The 17,058-nt window shown below is 71.9% G+C and carries 21 protein-coding genes; 8 read left to right on the forward strand and 13 right to left on the reverse strand.

Annotated elements, in window-relative coordinates; genetic code table 11:
• Positions 1-85 precede the first annotated feature (85 nt).
• Positions 86-697: an RdgB/HAM1 family non-canonical purine NTP pyrophosphatase gene (gene rdgB / locus SACAZDRAFT_RS07990; protein ID WP_005440422.1), complete on the reverse strand. Its 612-nt coding sequence runs from the start codon at positions 695-697 to the stop codon at positions 86-88.
• Entirely contained in the window at positions 694-1,470 is a 777-nt protein-coding gene (rph, locus tag SACAZDRAFT_RS07995) for a ribonuclease PH (protein ID WP_005440425.1), read from the reverse strand. The genes rdgB and rph overlap by 4 nt, the downstream gene beginning before the upstream one ends.
• Before the next feature lie 144 nt (positions 1,471-1,614).
• On the opposite strand from rph, the gene SACAZDRAFT_RS08000 reads away from it, so the two are divergent.
• From SACAZDRAFT_RS08000 to SACAZDRAFT_RS08010, 3 genes are all read left to right on the forward strand, one after another.
• Positions 1,615-2,247: a class I SAM-dependent methyltransferase gene (locus SACAZDRAFT_RS08000; protein ID WP_005440427.1), complete on the forward strand. Its 633-nt coding sequence runs from the start codon at positions 1,615-1,617 to the stop codon at positions 2,245-2,247.
• 78 nt (positions 2,248-2,325) lie between these two features.
• The gene (locus tag SACAZDRAFT_RS08005) at positions 2,326-3,843 is read left to right on the forward strand and encodes an FAD-dependent oxidoreductase (protein WP_005440428.1); all 1,518 of its coding nucleotides are present in this window, start codon (positions 2,326-2,328) and stop codon (positions 3,841-3,843) included.
• Positions 3,840-4,511 (forward strand): TetR/AcrR family transcriptional regulator, encoded by a 672-nt coding sequence (locus SACAZDRAFT_RS08010; protein ID WP_005440429.1) that lies wholly within the window; start codon positions 3,840-3,842, stop codon positions 4,509-4,511. The genes SACAZDRAFT_RS08005 and SACAZDRAFT_RS08010 overlap by 4 nt, the downstream gene beginning before the upstream one ends.
• On the opposite strand, the gene SACAZDRAFT_RS08015 is transcribed toward SACAZDRAFT_RS08010, so the two are convergent.
• The 11 genes from SACAZDRAFT_RS08015 to clpS form a co-directional block, all read right to left on the reverse strand.
• On the reverse strand, positions 4,499-5,269 hold the full coding sequence (locus tag SACAZDRAFT_RS08015) for an MBL fold metallo-hydrolase (protein ID WP_005440430.1): 771 nt from the start codon (positions 5,267-5,269) through the stop codon (positions 4,499-4,501). The two genes, SACAZDRAFT_RS08010 and SACAZDRAFT_RS08015, sit on opposite strands and share 13 nt — an antisense overlap.
• A 39-nt stretch (positions 5,270-5,308) precedes the next feature.
• Positions 5,309-6,106, reverse strand: coding sequence for a glutamate racemase (murI, locus tag SACAZDRAFT_RS08020; RefSeq protein WP_005440431.1), 798 nt, complete (start codon positions 6,104-6,106; stop codon positions 5,309-5,311).
• Positions 6,103-6,708 carry a rhomboid family intramembrane serine protease gene (locus SACAZDRAFT_RS08025; RefSeq protein WP_005440432.1) on the reverse strand — a complete coding sequence of 202 codons (606 nt, stop codon included), beginning with the start codon at positions 6,706-6,708 and terminating at the stop codon, positions 6,103-6,105. Before SACAZDRAFT_RS08025 ends, murI begins: the two co-directional genes overlap by 4 nt.
• A gap of 126 nt (positions 6,709-6,834) precedes the next feature.
• Positions 6,835-7,785 (reverse strand): PLP-dependent cysteine synthase family protein, encoded by a 951-nt coding sequence (locus SACAZDRAFT_RS08030; protein ID WP_005440433.1) that lies wholly within the window; start codon positions 7,783-7,785, stop codon positions 6,835-6,837.
• Positions 7,786-7,794: 9 nt separating this feature from the next.
• Complete coding sequence (locus SACAZDRAFT_RS08035) at positions 7,795-8,073, reverse strand: MoaD/ThiS family protein (protein WP_005440435.1); 279 nt, start codon at positions 8,071-8,073, stop codon at positions 7,795-7,797.
• A gap of 69 nt (positions 8,074-8,142) precedes the next feature.
• The gene (locus SACAZDRAFT_RS08040; RefSeq protein ID WP_005440437.1) at positions 8,143-8,595 is read right to left on the reverse strand and encodes a Mov34/MPN/PAD-1 family protein; all 453 of its coding nucleotides are present in this window, start codon (positions 8,593-8,595) and stop codon (positions 8,143-8,145) included.
• Between the two features lie 45 nt (positions 8,596-8,640).
• The gene (locus tag SACAZDRAFT_RS08045) at positions 8,641-9,186 is read right to left on the reverse strand and encodes a hypothetical protein (RefSeq protein WP_005440439.1); all 546 of its coding nucleotides are present in this window, start codon (positions 9,184-9,186) and stop codon (positions 8,641-8,643) included.
• Complete coding sequence (locus SACAZDRAFT_RS08050; RefSeq protein ID WP_005440440.1) at positions 9,183-9,536, reverse strand: ATP-dependent Clp protease adaptor ClpS; 354 nt, start codon at positions 9,534-9,536, stop codon at positions 9,183-9,185. Before SACAZDRAFT_RS08050 ends, SACAZDRAFT_RS08045 begins: the two co-directional genes overlap by 4 nt.
• A complete protein-coding gene (locus SACAZDRAFT_RS08055) occupies positions 9,529-10,572 on the reverse strand; it encodes a P1 family peptidase (protein WP_005440441.1) in 1,044 nt (347 codons plus the stop codon). The genes SACAZDRAFT_RS08050 and SACAZDRAFT_RS08055 overlap by 8 nt, the downstream gene beginning before the upstream one ends.
• Before the next feature lie 10 nt (positions 10,573-10,582).
• The gene (locus tag SACAZDRAFT_RS08060; RefSeq protein ID WP_005447131.1) at positions 10,583-11,140 is read right to left on the reverse strand and encodes a DUF2017 domain-containing protein; all 558 of its coding nucleotides are present in this window, start codon (positions 11,138-11,140) and stop codon (positions 10,583-10,585) included.
• Entirely contained in the window at positions 11,137-11,421 is a 285-nt protein-coding gene (clpS, locus tag SACAZDRAFT_RS08065; RefSeq protein WP_005440445.1) for an ATP-dependent Clp protease adapter ClpS, read from the reverse strand. Before clpS ends, SACAZDRAFT_RS08060 begins: the two co-directional genes overlap by 4 nt.
• Before the next feature lie 133 nt (positions 11,422-11,554).
• Between clpS and SACAZDRAFT_RS08070 the strand changes: the two genes are divergently transcribed.
• From SACAZDRAFT_RS08070 to SACAZDRAFT_RS08090, 5 genes are all read left to right on the forward strand, one after another.
• Positions 11,555-12,850, forward strand: a complete 1,296-nt coding sequence (locus tag SACAZDRAFT_RS08070; RefSeq protein ID WP_005440447.1) for a nicotinate phosphoribosyltransferase — start codon at positions 11,555-11,557, stop codon at positions 12,848-12,850.
• Between the two features lie 31 nt (positions 12,851-12,881).
• The gene (locus SACAZDRAFT_RS08075) at positions 12,882-13,460 is read left to right on the forward strand and encodes an isochorismatase family protein (protein WP_005440449.1); all 579 of its coding nucleotides are present in this window, start codon (positions 12,882-12,884) and stop codon (positions 13,458-13,460) included.
• On the forward strand, positions 13,457-14,392 hold the full coding sequence (locus SACAZDRAFT_RS08080; protein ID WP_005440451.1) for a sugar kinase: 936 nt from the start codon (positions 13,457-13,459) through the stop codon (positions 14,390-14,392). Before SACAZDRAFT_RS08075 ends, SACAZDRAFT_RS08080 begins: the two co-directional genes overlap by 4 nt.
• Before the next feature lie 218 nt (positions 14,393-14,610).
• Complete coding sequence (locus tag SACAZDRAFT_RS08085; protein WP_005447134.1) at positions 14,611-16,665, forward strand: ATP-dependent DNA helicase; 2,055 nt, start codon at positions 14,611-14,613, stop codon at positions 16,663-16,665.
• Between the two features lie 23 nt (positions 16,666-16,688).
• Positions 16,689-17,057, forward strand: coding sequence for a hypothetical protein (locus tag SACAZDRAFT_RS08090; RefSeq protein ID WP_005440454.1), 369 nt, complete (start codon positions 16,689-16,691; stop codon positions 17,055-17,057).
• Position 17,058 lies beyond the last annotated feature (1 nt).

A 17,058-nucleotide genomic window follows, 5' to 3' on the forward strand; every position in this document is an offset into this window, starting at 1 on the left:
TCCGCGCTTCCCGAACGCGTGTCCGCAGTCGGCGTACGTGTGTCTGCGGTTCCCGGACACGGTTCGGCTCTCGCGCGAGGGTCCGCTACGTCTGAGCCAACCCACGCAGGTGCGGCACGAGGGCTCGCAGTGCCTGGCCTCGGTGGGAGGCGGCGTCCTTCTCCTGCGGCGCCAACTCCGCCGAGGTCCGGCTCTCGCCGTCGGGCACGAAGATCGGGTCGTAGCCGAAACCGTTGGTACCGCGGGGCTCGCGAACGAGGGACCCGCGCCACTCCCGCCGCAGCACGACGGGCTCGGCCCCCGGCACCACGAGCGCGACGGCACACGCGAACGCCGCGCCCCTGCGCTCGTCCGGGACGTCGGCGAGCTGCCCGAGCACCAACCGGAGGTTGGCGTCGTCGTCGCCGTGGACGCCCGCCCACCGCGCCGACAGCACGCCCGGCATCCCGTTCAGCGCGTCCACGGTCAGCCCGGAGTCGTCGGCCACCGCCGCGAGCCCGGTGGCGTCGGCCGCGTCCCGCGCCTTCGCCAGCGCGTTCTCCTCGAACGTCGCCCCCGTCTCGGGTGCTTCGTCGAACGGCTCGACGTCGGCCAGCCCGACGACCTCCAGTCCCGCCACGCCGGCGTCGGCGAGGATGCGCCGCAGCTCGTCGAGCTTCTTGGCGTTGCGGGTGGCCAGCAACACCCGCGTGGTCACTTCGACCCCTTCTTCTTCGCGGGCGGCGGTTCCGGCAGCTCAGCGGGATACGGGGCCGCGAGCGCTTCGGCCTGGATTCGCGTGAGTTCCGCGCACCCCGCCTGCGCGAGGTCGAGCATCTTGTCCAGAGTGGACCGGGTGAACGTGGCGCCCTCGCCGGTGCCCTGCACCTCGATGAGCGTGCCCGCGTCGGTGGCGACGACGTTCATGTCCACCTCGGCCCGCGAGTCCTCCTCGTAGGGCAGGTCGAGCCGCACCCGGCCGTCCACGACGCCCACGCTGACCGCCGACACGGCCGCAGACAACGGCTGCGGGTCGGCCAGGCGCCCCGCGGCACCGAGCCAGGTGATGGCGTCGGCCAGGGCCACGTAGCCGCCCGTGATCGCGGCCGTGCGCGTGCCGCCGTCGGCCTGGATCACGTCACAGTCGATGACGATCGTGTTCTCCCCCAACGCGGCGAGGTCGATGCACGAGCGCAGCGAGCGCCCGATCAGCCTGCTGATCTCGTGGGTCCGTCCACCGACACGACCCTTGATCGACTCGCGGTCGCTGCGCGTGTGCGTGGCGGACGGGAGCATGGCGTACTCGGCCGTCACCCAACCCAGTCCGGAGCCGGCCCGCCACCGGGGCACTCCCTCGGTGACGCTGGCGGCGCACAACACCCTCGTGTCGCCGAACTCGACGAGCACCGAGCCCGCCGGCCATTGCTGGACACCGCGGGTGATGCGCACCTCGCGGAGCTGGTCGTCGTTCCTGCCGTCTTCTCGCACCACGCCTGGCAGCCTAGTGACCACACCCGAACGGCGGGTGACACGGGCATGACCTCGCCGTGGAACCCTCCGCCCGTCGGTGCGCAGCGCGAGAGCTTTCCGCGAAAGTGGGGCACGGGGGGTCGATGCGGTCTAAGGTCGCTCCGCGTGACCGACACCACCTCCCACCTGAGCACGACAGCTCACGCCTACGACGCCGTCGCCGTGCAGTACGCGGAATTCGCCCGGACCGGACTCGACGACTTCCCCCTCGACCGCGGGATGTTCGCGGCCTTCGCCGAGTGCACGCCGTCCACGGGACCGGTGGCCGACGTCGGGTGCGGCCCCGGTTACGTCGCCGCACACCTGCGGGAGCTGGGGCTGGACGTCTTCGGCGTCGACCTCTCGCCGGCCATGATCGAGATCGCGCGCGAGCGGTACCCGCACCTGCGGTTCGAGGTCGGTTCGATGGACGCGCTGGCCGTGCCCGACGGCAGCCTGGGCGGGGTCGTGTCCGAGTACTCCCTCATCCACGTCCCGCCGCACGAGGTGCCGTCCTACCTCGCCGAGTTCCGGCGCGTGGTGGCGCGCGGCGGCACGCTGCTGCTGGCCTTCTTCGAGGCCGAGGGCGGGCCCGTGACCCCGTTCGACCACAAGGTGGTGACGGCCTATCGCTGGCCGATCGACGACCTCGCCGCCCTGGCCGCCGACGCCGGGTTCGACGAGATCGGCCGGATGCTGCGCGAGCCCCACGCCGACGAACGGTTCCGCCGAGGTCGACTCCTGTTGCGAGCCCGCTGACCCGCACCGGTCGCGCTCGCGATCGGCCCGGTGCTATTTTCTATACGCAACCGTTCACGTATAGGAATTGAGGCGGTCGTGGAACGGAACCCGGACGTCCTGGTCGTGGGCGCGGGCCCGACCGGCCTGGCGGTCGCGTGCGCGCTCGCCGCGCAGGGCGTGGCCGTGCGCGTGGTCGACCGTGCGGACGGACCGGCCGCCACGTCCCGCGCGAACATCCTCCACGCCCGCGGGGTGGAGGTCCTTCGACGCCTCGGCGCGCTCGGCGACCTCCCGGAGCGGTCGCTCGCTCCCCAGGGGATCCGCATGCACGCGGGCTCCCGGCCGATCGCCACGATGCGCTTCACCCCGGACGATGCTGACGTCCAGGCGTTGTTCGTGTCGCAGGCCATGGTGGAACGACGGCTGCGCGACCGCCTCGCCGAACTCGACGTGCGGGTGGAGTGGGGTGTGGCCTGCACCGGCGTGACGCAGACCGGCGACGGCGTCACGGTCGAGTCGTCCGACGGTGCGCGTACGACGGCGGGCTGGGTCGTCGGCTGCGACGGCGCGCACAGCTCGGTGCGCTCGGCCGCCGGGATCGCCTTTCCCGGCGTGCCCGTCGTGGAGCAGTTCCTGCTGGCCGACGTCCACGCGGACTGGGCGCGGGACCGGAGCACCTCCTCGGGCTTCTTCCACCCGGACGGGCTCCTGCTGGCCATGCCGATGCCCGACCCGCACACCCGCACCGACGGGGGCGACCTGTGGCGGCTCATGGCCGAGGTCCCCGCCCTGGACCGCCGGATCGATGCCGGGGAGATCGTCGCGCGCTTCGCCGACCTCGTCCCGGCGCGGACGGGTGACCGCGACCTGCGCATCCGCGACGCGGTGTGGACGTCGGTGTTCCGCATTCACCGGCGGCTCGCGGAGCACTACCGCCGTGGCCGGGTCCTTCTCGCGGGCGACGCCGCCCACGTGCACAGCCCGATCGGCGGGCAGGGCATGAACACCGGCCTCGGCGACGCCGAGAACCTCGCGTGGAAACTGGCGCTCGTCGTCCACGGCAGAGCCGAGCAGACCTTGCTGGACACCTACGCGGCTGAACGGCGTCCGCCGGCGTCCGACGTGCTGCGCTACACGACGGCCAACACCCGCCTGTTGGTGGCCGACAGCGCGGTCGGCACCTTCCTCAGAGACCGCATCGTGGTCCCGCTCCTCGACTCGCCCCGCGTGCAGCGTGCGGCGACCCGGAAGGCATCGCAGCTGTGGGTCACCTACCGGCGCGGCCCGCTCGGCGGCCGAGGGCCCGCTCCACGCCCCGGCGACCGCGTGCCCGACCGGACCTGCCTGCGTGCCGACTCCGGCCCGGTCCGCCTGCACAGCGCACTCAACCCGGCCTGGGTGCTCCTCACCCCTCCCGGGACCACGACGGCGGACTCGCTCGTCCGCACCGCACGCGACCGTCTCGGGCCCGAGGTGAGCGGACTCACCGATCCCACCGCGACAGGGCCTGCCCTGCTGATCCGGCCGGACGCTCACCTCGCGTGGCGAGGTGACACACCCGACGCGTTGCACCGATGGTTCGGCGACGTCCTGCACGCCAGGATCGCCGCATGACCGACAGCACGACCCGCCGTGTCGGGCCGGGACGGCCCCGGGATCCCCGCGCCGACACCGCGATCCTGACCGCGGCCGTGGAGCTGCTCATCGAACGCGGTATCGCCCAGACCAGCATGGAAGGCATCGCGCGGCGCGCGGGCGTGGCGAAGGTGACCGTCTACAAGCGCTGGTCGTCGAAGGAGGAACTCCTCGCCGAGGCGATCGAGGCGGCACGCGAGGACATCCCGGCGATCGACGAGCAGGAGTGGAACCTCCCTCTGCCCGACCTCGTCGAGGCGATGCTGCCACGGTGGGGCGAGGCGCTCGCGAACCCGCGGTACCGGGCGCTCACCGCCCGCCTGGTCGGCGCGGGCCCCGACCATCCCGAGCTGTTGTCCGCGTACTGGCACCACCATGTCGCCCCTCGCCGCGAGCGGGCGAAAGCCGTGCTCCGCCACGCGCAGGACGTCGGTGCCCTCTCCCCGGACGCCGACCTCGACCTCCTCATCGACATGCTGATGGGCGCCATGATCCACCGCTTGGCGCTCGAACCGGACGAGTCGAGCGAGCCCGACTCCACCGCTCATGCCGACTACGTGCGGCGGCTGCTCCGGCAGGCCGGACTCTCGATCGGCGGCGGGGGCGGCGGCCGGAAGTCGGGTCGGAGTTCGAATCAGAGGTCGTAGACGGCGCCCTGCGCGACGCGCTCGACGGGACCGTCGAACACGGCCCGCGCCTCGGCCAGGATGGCGTCACCGTCCGCCCACGGCGGCAGGTGGGTGAGCAGTAGCCGTCCCACTCCCGCGCGGGCGGCCAGCGCACCCGCCTGCGTCCCGGACAGGTGCAGCGCCTCGGGACGATCGGGGCCGTCGGTCCAGCTCGCCTCGCTGAGCAGCACGTCGACGCCGTCGGCGAGCTCGTCCAGCTCGGGACAGGGGCCGGTGTCTCCCGTGTAGGCGAGGGTGACGTCGCCGTGCGTGATGCGGACCCCGAACGACTCCGTCGGGTGGGCCACGGGTACCGGCGTCACCGTGAACGGGCCGAGCCTGCGCGGCTCCCGGCTCAGGGTGTGGAAGTCGAACACGTCGGACAGGTCGGTGTCGCGGCGCTCGGCCTCGTGCGGCGCGTAGGCGTTGGCGAGCCGGCCCGGCGCCTCCGACGGCGCGTGGACGCCCAGCCTGCGCTGCCGCGGGTCGTAGGGCGGTGCCGGATGGTAGCGGCGCAGCACGGTGAGCGCGCTGAAGTCCGCGCAGTGGTCGGGATGCAGGTGCGACAACACCAGCGCGTCCAGCTCGAACGGATCGCAGACCGTCTGCAGCTGCGCGAGTGTGCCGTTTCCGAGGTCCAGCCCCAGCCGGAAGCCCTCGGCCTCCACGAGGTAGCCGGACGCGGCCGCGTCGGGGCCGGGGATGCTGCCGCAACAGCCGAGGATCGTCAGTCGCACGATCAACACCTTGCCACGAGCGGAAGCGCCGTGCCCTCCTCACGTGGCGGCGAGCACTGTCCCGAATCCCATGAACCGCCGCGCCAGTTTGGCGAACGGCTCCTGCGGGCCCGTGGCGAGGAACTCGTGTCCCGGCGGCTCGCTTCGCTCGGCGAGCAGGTCCTGCTCGGTGAGCACGCGCACGACGTCCTTCGCCGTCTCCTCCGCGCTCGACACGAGCGTGACGTCGGGCCCCATGACCGCCTGGAGCACACCGGTGAGCAGCGGATAGTGGGTGCAGCCCAGGATGAGCGTGTCGACGCCGTCGCGCAGCAGCGGTTCGAGGTAGACCTGCGCGAGGCCCAGCACCTGCCTGCCCGAGGTGTTGCCGCGCTCGACGAACTCGACGAACCGCGGGCAGGCCACACTGCTGAGCGTGACGTCGGTGGCGGCCAGCGCGTCGTCGTAGGCGCCGGACCGGACGGTGCCCTCGGTGCCGATGAGGCCCACGCGCCCGTTGCGTGTGGTCGCCGCGGCGCGCCGCGCCGCCGGGAGCACCACCTCGAAGACCGGGATGTCGTAGCGTTCCCGGGCGTCCCGCAGGCACGCGGCGGAAGCGGTGTTGCAGGCGATCACGAGGGCCTTCACGCCGTCGGCGACGAGACCGTCGAGGGCCGCGAGTGCCAGCTCGCGCACCCGCGCGATCGGCAGTGGGCCGTACGGTGCATGGCGGGTGTCGCCCACGTAGCGGAGGCGTTCGGCGGGCAGTTGGTCGGCCACGGCGCGCGCGACCGTCAACCCGCCGACTCCCGAGTCGAAGATCCCGATCGGAGCGGACTTGGAGCGGGGCGTGGTCACGCGCCGAGACTACCCGGCGGCTTCGGCGACGCCGTCGACCTCGTCGAACGGTCGGCCCGCGCCACCAGCCAGGCCGCGAGCACACCGCCCGCCGCGCCGAACAGGTGCCCCTGCCACGACACGCCGGGCGTACCCGGGAACACGCCCCAGAGCATCCCGCCCCACAACGCGAGCAACACGACCGCCACCGCGAGTTGCGCGAGACTGCGCGAGAACACCCCGCGCACGAGCAGGAACGCGAGCCAACCGAACGCCAGACCCGACGCGCCCACCGTCACGGTGTGCTCCGGCGACGTCAGCCACACGCCGAGCCCGCCCACGATCCAGATCGTGGCGGTCACCACCACCCACTGGCCGATCCCGCCCGCCATCGCGAGGAACGCGAACACGGCGACGGGCCACGTGTTGGCGAAGAGGTGCCCCCAGTCCGCGTGCAGCAGAGGCGCCCACACCACGCCGTCGAGCCCGTCGAGCGACCGCGCCTCGATGCCGTTGCGGTCGAGGTCCAGCGGCAGCACCACGTCGGCGAGCTCCACGAGATAGAGGAGCACGACGAACGACAACGACACCAGCGCCGCCGTCAGCGGCTTGCGGGGCACCACCCGCTTGGCCGTGGCGCCCTTCGGCCGAGGAGCGGGCGGAGTCGGCGAGGATGCGCTGGAGAAGTCCACATCGTGCAGGCTAACCCCGCCCCGCGGCGACGCGCCTCGGGTGAAAACCCTGAACCGTCAGGCCCAGAGCTGCCCGTCCAGCCGCTCGGCGGCCTCGTCGAGCGAACCGCTGTAGGCGCCGGTGGACAGGTACTTCCACCCCGCGTCGGCGACCACGAACGCGATGTCCGCGGTCTCGCCCCTCTTGAGCACCTTGTTGGCCACACCGAGAGCGGCGTGCAGCACGGCTCCGGTGGAGATCCCGGCGAAGATGCCTTCCTGCTCCAGCAGTTCACGCGTGCGGCGCAGCGCGTCGTACGCGCCCACGGAGTAGCGGCCGCTGAGCACGTCGGGGTCGTACAGCTCCGGCACGAACCCCTCGTCGAGGTTGCGCAGGCCGTACACGAGCTCGCCGTAACGGGGCTCGGCGGCGATCACCTGCGCGTCCGGCTTGTGTTCCCGCAGGTACCGGCCGACACCCACCAGCGTCCCCGTGGTGCCGAGCCCGCCCACGAAGTGGGTCAGCGTGGGCAGGTCCTTCAACAGCTCGGGCCCGGTGCCCTGGTAGTGCGCGTCGGCGTTGGCCGGGTTGCCGTACTGGTACAGCATCACCCAGTCCGGGTTCGCCTTCGCCAGTTCCTTCGCCCGGCGGACGGCCTCGTTGGAGCCACCCGCCGCGGGCGAGTACACGATGCGCGCGCCGTACGCCTGGAGCAGCTGCCGCCGCTCCTCCGACGTGTTCTCCGGCATCACGCACACCATGCCGTAGCCCTTGAGCTTGGCGGCCATCGCCAGCGAGATCCCGGTGTTGCCGGACGTCGGTTCGAGGATGGTGTCGCCGGGCTTGAGGATCCCGTCCCGCTCGGCGGTCTCGATCATCGCCAGCGCGGGGCGATCCTTGATCGAGCCGGTCGGGTTGCGGTCCTCCAGCTTCGCCCACAGGCGAACGTCCGGCGAGGGCGACAACCTCGGCAGACCCACCAACGGGGTGCCGCCGAGGGTGTCGAGCAGGGACTCGTACCTGGCCATGGCCGCCTACTACCGTGCGCCGCCGGCGACGGCCGGGAGGATCGTGACGGTGTCACCGTCCGACACCTCGGCGTCGAGGCCGCCTTCGAACCGGACGTCCTCGTCGTTGACGTAGACGTTGATGAACCGGTGCAGCTTGTCGTCCTTGACCAGGCGCTCCTTGATGCCACCGTAGTTGGCGTCGAGGTCGTCGATCACCTCGGCCACGGTCTTGCCGGTCACCTGAACGGTCTTCGCACCGTCGGTGTGCGTGCGCAGGATCGTGGGGATGGAGACGGTCACGGACATCGGTTACCTCCACTCGGGGTTGACGACAGAACAGACGTTCCGGAGGGCAGAGCTATTCCCGCGAGTGACTCAGCGCGCACCGTCGGCGCCGGCGGGCGGGTATTCGTCGACGATCTGCACTTCTTCCTCGGTGACCTCGCCGTCGACGATGCGGTACGACCGGAACTCGTACGTGTCCGGTTCCCGGGTCGACACCAGCACGTAGTGCGCGAACGGCTCCTGCGCCAGCTTGATGTCCGTGCGCGAGGGATAGGCCTCGGTCGCGGTGTGCGAGTGGTAGATCACCACGGGCTTCTCGTCCCGGGAGTCCATCTCCCGGTACAGCTTCAGCAGGTCACCCGAGTCGAACTCGTAGAAGGTCGGTGAGCGGGCGGCGTTGACCATGGGAATGAACCGCTCGGGACGGTCCGTGCCATCGTCCGGGCCGGCGATCACCCCACACGCCTCGTCCGGGTGGTCCCGGCGGGCATGCTCGACGATCGCGTCCACGAGATCACGGCGAATCTGGAGCACGGCGCCCATTCTACGGCCGCTTTCGAAGCCGTTCACTGACTGGGAAACCGCTGCTCAGGACTGGTGTGCGGGTTCGTCGTCGCCCGCGGCGAAGGCCACCAGCGCCGCCTCGGCCAGCGCGGTCTGACAGGTCACCAGCCACGTCAGTTCCCGGCCGCCCTTGCGCAGCGTCACCGTCGGCCAGTCCACGAGAGCGTTCCACCGCGGCCGGGACACGAACAGCGCCTGAGCGTGCCCGAGTGCGCAGAACACGTCCGGCACCGCGACCTCCGGAATCGTCACCACGGCCGGATCGTCGCCACTGTCGTGGGCGTGGACGAACAGCACGGCGGTTCGCCGGACCGCGTCGAGCACCTGGCGCCGCATCGCCACGCCGTACCGGGCGCGGAAGGCGTCACTCGCCTCGCGATCGAAGTAGGCGTCCGGGAACAAGCGGCGGTCGGGCAGGGGACGCGGCCGGCGGGCGAAGCGCCTGCGCTGCCCGGTGAGCGCGCACTCGAGATCGTCGAGCACACCGACCAGGCCGGCCGCGACCGTGCGAGACACGCCCAGCCCCACGCCCTGTCCGGCAGGCCACGCCCGGACGTACTCGCCCGTCACTCGTCCTCCTCGTCGGTCCCGGTCCGCAGCGCCACGACCGCCGCCGTCCTCGCGTCGGGGTCAGCAGGGTCGACGGGGTCGGCGGAGTCATCGAGGTCGTCTCCGACGTCGGTCTCGGCGAGCGTGGCCCGCACACCGAGCACCTGGATCTCCGCCACGACGCGCTCGGCCTCCTCGCGCGTGGCGTACGTCGCCACCCGCGCCGTCCCGTTCCGCTGCGCCTCGTCGGCCAGCGCGACCCCGCGCTGCTCGGCCACCCCGCACACGTGCTGGAGCACGAACGCCACACCGGGGAAGCGGTTGACGTCGTCGTGATGCAGGTCGACGGCCCACCCGGATCGGTCAGCCACGGTCGAACACCTCCGGCCAGACGTCGCGATAGGCGGGCAGTCCCGGCACGCCTGTCGCGGCCACCACACCGTGCACCATCGCGCGGGCGAACACCCGCGCCGCCGCAGCGCACACCCTGTCGAGCGCCGCGGCCGTTCCCGCCTCGCCCACGGGGCCCTCGACTCTCGGCAACGCCTTCTCCCCCGTGGCGAGAGCGAACACCGTGTCGCCGTCGAACATCGTGTGCGCGGGACGCACGGCCCACGCGATGCCGTCCTGCGCGGCGACGGCGAGCCGGCGACACTGCGCCTTCGACAACGCGGCGTCGACGGCCACGACACCGATCGTCGTGTTCAGCGGCGTTCCCTCCGGGGAAGAGGGTTCGCCCGGCCGATCCGGCCACCGGGACACGCCGAACTCGCCGTCGCGTCCGTGTTCGGCGGCGTAGGGAACGCCGGAGGACCGGCGCACCGCCTCACCGGACGCGTTCACCACGGCCAGGGCGCCCACGACCACCTCGCCGGACCCGTCGGGATGGGCGACGACCTCGCTGGCCGTGCCGACACCGCCCTTGAGCGAACCGGCTTGAGCACCCGCTCCCGCACCGACCGAACCCTGCCTCACCGGACCGTCGGTCGCGGCCTCGCAGGCGGCGTACCCGAACGTCCCATCCGGACGGTTGCCCCACTCGCTGCGCGGTAGATCGAAGATCACGGCGGCGGGCACGATCGGCACGACGTGCTCGGGCCGCGGGCCCACCGGGATGCCGCGATGCCGCTCGTCCAACCACCGCATCACGCCGTCCGCGGCGGCGAGCCCGAACGCACTCCCACCGGACAGACACACGGCGTCCACCGTCTGCACGAGGTTCTCCGGCTCCAGCAGATCCGTCTCCCGCGTCCCCGGCGCACCACCGCGCTGATCCACCGCGCCAACGGTGCCCTCCGGCGGCAACACCACCGTGGTCCCGGACGACCAGCCGTCGCCGATGCGGTCGTGGTGACCCACCCGGATCCCGCCCACGTCGGTGATCGAATTGGACCGCTCCGTCGTCACCGGCCCCGCCTCACTCGGTGAGCGCCTGCACGAGCGTGTCCTGCACCCACGTCACCCAGTGGTAGACGCCCAGGTGCGGGGCGCGCGGATCGTCCTCCGGCAGCTCCTCGGGCATGTCCTCGGTGACATCGAGCGCGGTGCCGAGCGCGAGCCGCACGTCGTTCAACGCCGCCAGCCACGCGTCGGCCTGCTCGAACGTGAGCCGCACGTCGCCCCCGCGCGGCGGCATGGTCTGCAGCACCACGCGCGCCGCGCTGATCTTCGCGTCCAGCAGCGCGGGCTCGTGCAGCGACCGCAACGCCGCGGCGGAGTCGAGGGACTCCTTCGACGGGTTGTCCGGATCGAGCCGATGGAAGTCGGGCAGCAACCGGCCGAGCACCGGGTCGTCCGGCCCCTCGGAGGGACCGGTGCGGATACCGGTCAGCTCGGCGAGCTCGTCCTTCGGAGCCTCGTCGGCGCGCGCCGTCAGCATGTCCTCGACCTGGCTCACCAGGCCGCGCACCACGGCGGCTTCCTGCTGCTCGAAACCGCCGACCAACGTGCCGCCCTTGCGGCGCCATTCCCTCACGTCTGTTCCATGGTCGCCCACAGGCCCGCCGCGTGGAGTTTCGCGACGTCGCCTTCCACCTTCTCCTTCGTTCCCGACGACACGACGGCCCGACCCTTGTGGTGAACGTCGAGCATCAGCTTCGTGGCGTGGTCCCTGCTGTACCCGAAGATCCGCTGGAACACGTAGGTCACGTAGGACATCAGGTTGACCGGGTCGTTCCACACGATCGTCTGCCACGGTCGGTCCTCGGCGCCGAGATCCGCACCGAGTGTTTCTTCGGCCTCGACGGGCGTGGTCATGTCCCCATGGTGTCACGCGGCACAGTCGCGAGGTGCCGCAGGTAGGCCACGCGGGTGAGCACGCACGTCCGCGCGTGTCGCGCAGGCGGCCCACCCTGGCCGTGGCCGGTCGCGTGGCGAATAATCTTGCGGCATGTCCTCCTCGGCGAGCGGGAACAGCACCGCGCTGTTCACCGACCACTACGAGCTGACGATGCTTTCGAGCGCGCTCCGCGACGGCACGGGCGACCGGAACTGCGTGTTCGAGGTCTTCGCCCGCAGACTGCCCGCCGGGCGGCGCTACGGCGTCGTCGCCGGAACACAACGCGTCCTCGACGCGATCGCCGACTTCCGGTTCACCGAGTCCGAACTGGCTCAGCTGGAGCAGACGGCCGTCGTCGACTCGACGACCCTCGACTGGCTGGCGGACTACCGCTTCACCGGCGACATCGACGGCTACGCCGAGGGCGAGCTGTACTTCCCCGGCTCGCCGATCCTCACCGTGCGGGGCACCTTCGCCGAGAGCGTGCTCCTGGAGACCGTCGTGCTCTCGATCCTCAACCACGACAGCGCGATCGCCTCCGCCGCCGCCCGCATGTCGGGCGCCGCCAACGGCCGCCCGATCATCGAGATGGGCGGCCGGCGCACGCACGAACACGCCGCCGTCGCCGCCGCCCGCGCCTCCTACCTCGCGGGTTTCGCCACCACGTCGAACCTCGAAGCCGGGCGCCGCTACGGCATTCCCACCCGGGGCACGGTGGCCCACGCGTTCATGCTTCTGCACGACACCGAGGAAGCCGCGTTCCGCGCGCAGGTGGACCAGATGGGCACCGACACCACCCTGCTCGTGGACACCTACGACATCACCAAGGGCATCGACACCGCCGTACGGGTGGCCGGACCGGAACTCGGCGCCATCCGCATCGACTCCGGCGACGTGGGTGTGCTCGCCCGCCAGGCCCGCGAACAGCTCGACGCGCTCGGGGCCAAGGACACCCGGATCGTCGTCTCCGGCGACCTGGACGAACACGCGATCGCCGCCCTGCGGGCCGAACCCGTCGACGCCTACGGCGTGGGCACCTCCGTGGTCACCGGCTCCGGAGCCCCGACGGCGGGCATGGTCTACAAACTGGTCGAGGTGGACGGTCGGCCCGTCGCCAAGCGCAGTGAGCACAAGGCGTCCCGCGGGGGCCGCAAGGCCGCGCTGCGCCGCCACAAGCCCACGGGAACCGCGCTCGAAGAGATCGTCTACCCGACCGCGAACCCGCCCGAGCCCGAGGAGCACGACCGGGAACTGCACATCCCCCTGCTGCGTGCTGGACAACCGGTGGACGACCTGCCCACCCTGGAAGACGCACGGCAACGCCTGCGCCGCGGGCTCGTGAGCCTGCCGTGGGAAGGGCTGAAGTTGTCCAGCGGCGATCCCGCCATTCCCACGACCTTCCTGTAGAAGGCACGCCGCGTCGATCCCGGAGGTGAACATGGCTACCGCACTGATCGTGGTGGACGTGCAGAACGACTTCTGCGAGGGAGGCTCGCTCGCGGTCGCCGGCGGAACCGCTGTCGCCGAGGCCATCTCGACCTACCTGCGCAGCGACGACGCCACGTACGACCACGTGGTCGCCACCCGCGACTACCACATCGACCCCGGTGAGCACTTCAGCGACGAACCCGACTTCGTGCGCTCCTGGCCCCGGCACTGCGAGGCCGACACGCCGGGCGCCGCGTTCCACCCCCGGCTGGACGTCGCGCCCATCACCGCCGTCTTCTCGAAGGGCCACTACAGCCACGGCTACTCCGGGTTCGAGGGCGCGACCGACACCGGTGACGAACTCGTCGACTGGCTGCGGGCCCGCGACGTGACCGACGTGGACGTCGTCGGCATCGCCACCGACCACTGCGTCCGCGCCACGTCGCTCGACGCCGCCCGGCACGGCTTCTCGGTGCGCGTTCTCGCCGACCTCACCGCGGGCGTCTCGAAGTCCACTGTGGACAGCGCGCTCACGGAGCTGCGCGACGCCGGGGTCGACGTCGTCGGCAGTCCGAAGGTGGGTTCGTGACCGGTACCGGGCTGCTGGCCTTCGGCGAGGCCCTCGCGGTGTTCAGCACCCAGGAAGGCAAACTCCGCCACGCCACCACCGTCGACGTCGGCATCGCGGGCACGGAGGCGATGGTGGCCATCGGGGTGTCTCGGCTGGGCACGCCCGCCGCGTGGGCGGGCCGGCTCGGAGCCGACGAACCGGGCGCACTCGTGCTGGCCCGGCTCCGGGAGGAGGGCGTCGACACCTCGGGTGTGCGCACCGACCGCCAGGCACCGACCGGGCTGATGATCAAGGACTTCCGCAACCCCGACGCCACGCGCTCCGCCTACTACCGGCACGGCAGCGCGGGAACCCGGCTGTCCCCCGAGGACATCCCGGAGGACCACATCCGCGCCGCCGGGGTGCTGCACCTCAGCGGACTCACCCCCGGACTGTCGGACTCGGCGGCCAAGACGATGTTCGTGGCGGCCGAGTTCGCGCGCGACGAGGGTGTGCCGGTGTCGATCGACATCGACTACACCCACGCCCTCTGGTACCCGGAGGACGCGGCCGACATCCTGTACGACCTCGTGTCGCTGTGCGACATCGTGTTCGCCGGGGAGGACGCGGCGCGGCTGCTCGGCCTCGACGGCGATCCGCAGGAGCTCGCCGCCGGGCTGTCGGAGCTCGGGCCGGAACAGGTGATCATCGAGCTCGGGCCGCGCGGCGCCGTGGCCGAGCTGCACGGGTCGCGCTACGACGTGCCGAGCTATCCGGTGCGGTCGGTGGACAACGAGGGCGCCGACGACGCGTTCGTCGCGGGTTTCCTGGCCGAGTTCCTCGCCGGAAGCCCGCCCGACCGCCGCCTGCGCACGGCCGCCGCCTGCCGCGCGTTCGCGCTGACCGTCCCCGGTGAGACCACGGGCCTGCCCGACCGCGAGGAACTCCGCCAACTCACCCGCCCCCGCTGACCAACCCACCGCCGTGTCCGCGGTCTGCGCACGCGTGTCCGCGGTTTGCGCACGCGTGTTCGCACTTCGTGGACACGGCCGTTCCCCGGCCGGATGAGCCTGCGCACGCGAACTGCGGACACACGTTCGGAAACTGCAGACACCCGTACGGGAAGCGCGGACACGATGTGGCGGTGGTGCGGCGGGCACGACAGAGGTGGGCGGTAACGTTGCGGGTCGTGACCGGTGCCCGATCGGAGCTTCCCAGCGTCCGCGAACTTCTCACCCACGCCGTCGCCGCGGTCGGCGGAACCGAGCGAGACGGCCAGGTCCGCATGGCCGACGCCGTGGACCACGCCATCCGCACCGGCGAACACCTCGCCGTGCAGGCCGGGACGGGGACCGGGAAATCACTCGCCTACCTCGTGCCCGCCATCCGTCACGCCGTCGAGTCCGAGACCACGGTCGTGGTGTCCACGGCCACGATCGCGTTGCAACGCCAGCTCGTCGACCGCGACCTGCCGCGGCTGGCCAAGGCACTGAAGAAGCCGCTCGGCGCGGAACCGACGTTCGCGATCCTCAAGGGCCGGCGCAACTACCTGTGCCTGCACCGCGTGCACACCGGCGTGGAGGACGAGCCCGAGGACACCGCGCTGTTCGACCAGTTCGCCGTCTCCCGGCTCGGTCGGGAGGTGAAACGGCTCCACGAGTGGTCGTCGGACACCGAGACCGGCGACCGCGACGAGCTGGTCCCGGGCGTGTCCGAGCAGGCGTGGCGGCAGGTGTCGGTGACGGCGAAGGAGTGTCTGGGCGCGGGCCGCTGCCCCGTCGGCGACGACTGCTTCGCCGAGGTCGCCCGAGGGGAGGCCGGACGGGCGAACATCGTGGTCACCAACCACGCGCTGCTGGCCATCGACGCGTTGCAGGAGTACCAGGTCCTGCCCGATCACGACGTCACGATCATCGACGAGGCCCACGAGCTGGTCGACCGCGTGACGTCCGCCGCGACGGCCGACCTCTCCCCCGCCATGATCTCGACGGCCACGCGGCGCTGCGCCCGGCTCATCGACGCCGACATCGCGGATCGTCTCCTGGAGACGGGCGAGGGCCTGTCGCTGATGCTCGAGGACGCCCCGGTGGGCCGGTTGGACACGCTCCCCGAGGCACTGGGCGCAGCGGTCGTCGCCGTGCGCGACGCCGCCCACGCGTGTCTGACGGCGCTGGGCTCCGACCGCCGCGAGGACCCGGAGGAGGCCACCAAGCGCAAGCTCGCCCGTTCCGCGCTGGACGACGTCCACGACACGGCGGTCCGGCTGCTGGAGGCATTCGACGAGGATCTCGCCGACCGCAAGGACGTGGTCTGGTCCACCGGCGACCGGTACTCCGCCAACCCGCGACCGCCCGCGCTGCACGTCGCTCCGCTGGGCGTCGGCGGGCTGCTGCGCGAGCGAGTGTTCGGCACGAGCACCACGGTGCTCACGTCAGCGACGCTGGCGCTCGGCGGCACGTTCGACACGCTCGCCCGCCAGTGGGGCCTACCGCCTTCCCCCGAACGCGCCGAGAAGGCGGCGGGCACGGCGACGGACAAGGCCCCGCCCTCCGACACCGACACCGGCCCCCGCTGGACGGGGCTCGACGTCGGGTCACCGTTCGACTACCGCCGGAACGGCATCCTGTACGTCGCCAAGCACCTGCCGCCGCCGGGGCGCGACGGACTCGGCGAGGCCACGCTCGACGAGATCGCCGAGCTCATCGAGGCGGCGGGCGGACGCACCCTCGGACTGTTCTCGTCGATGCGTGCCGCCAAGCAGGCCACCGAAGAACTCCGCGAGCGACTCGGCCATCCGATCCTGTGCCAGGGTGACGACTCGACGTCGCTGCTGGTCAACAAGTTCGCCGAGGACACCCGCACGTGCCTGTTCGGCACGTTGTCACTGTGGCAGGGCGTCGACGTCCCCGGACCGTCGCTGTCGCTCGTCATCGTGGATCGTCTCCCGTTCCCGCGGCCGGACGATCCCGTGGCGTCGGCGCGCCAGCGCGCGGTCGAGGCGCGTGGTGGCAACGGCTTCCTCACCGTGGCCGCCACCCACGCGGCGCTCCTGCTGGCCCAGGGAGTCGGCAGGCTGCACCGCTCGACGAGCGACCGCGGCGTGGTCGCCGTGCTGGACTCGCGGCTGGCCACCGCCCGCTACGGCGGTTTCCTGCGCGCCTCCCTGCCACCGCTGTGGCCGACGCAACGACCCGACGTCGTCCGCGACGCCCTGCGCCGACTCGACGCCGCCGCCCCCGCCTGAGCACACGGGGCGGAGGGACTACGGTGGACGCCAACCCGACACCGAGGGAGATGTCGTTGCCGTCCGATTCGTCCAGCGCCCGTTCCCGCTCTATCAGCGTCGACGACGTCGGTGTTCGCCGCCTGTTGGCGGACGGTTCCGAGGAGTCGATCACGTGGGCCGATCTGGCCGCCGTCGTCGTGAGGGTGATCCCCGAGGGGCCGTGGAAGGAGGACGTCTTCCTCATGCTGGCCGCCTCCGACGGCACCGGGACGGCGGTGCCGAGTGGCGATCCGGCCGCCGACGCGCTGATCGAACGGCTCCAGACGCTGCCGGGATTCGACCACGACATGTTCGTGGAGGCGATGACGACCGACGCGGACAAGGCGTACGTCGTGTGGAAGGCGAGCTAGG

The sequence above is a fragment of the Saccharomonospora azurea NA-128 genome (assembly GCF_000231055.2).
Classification (GTDB): Bacteria; Actinomycetota; Actinomycetes; order Mycobacteriales; family Pseudonocardiaceae; genus Saccharomonospora; species Saccharomonospora azurea.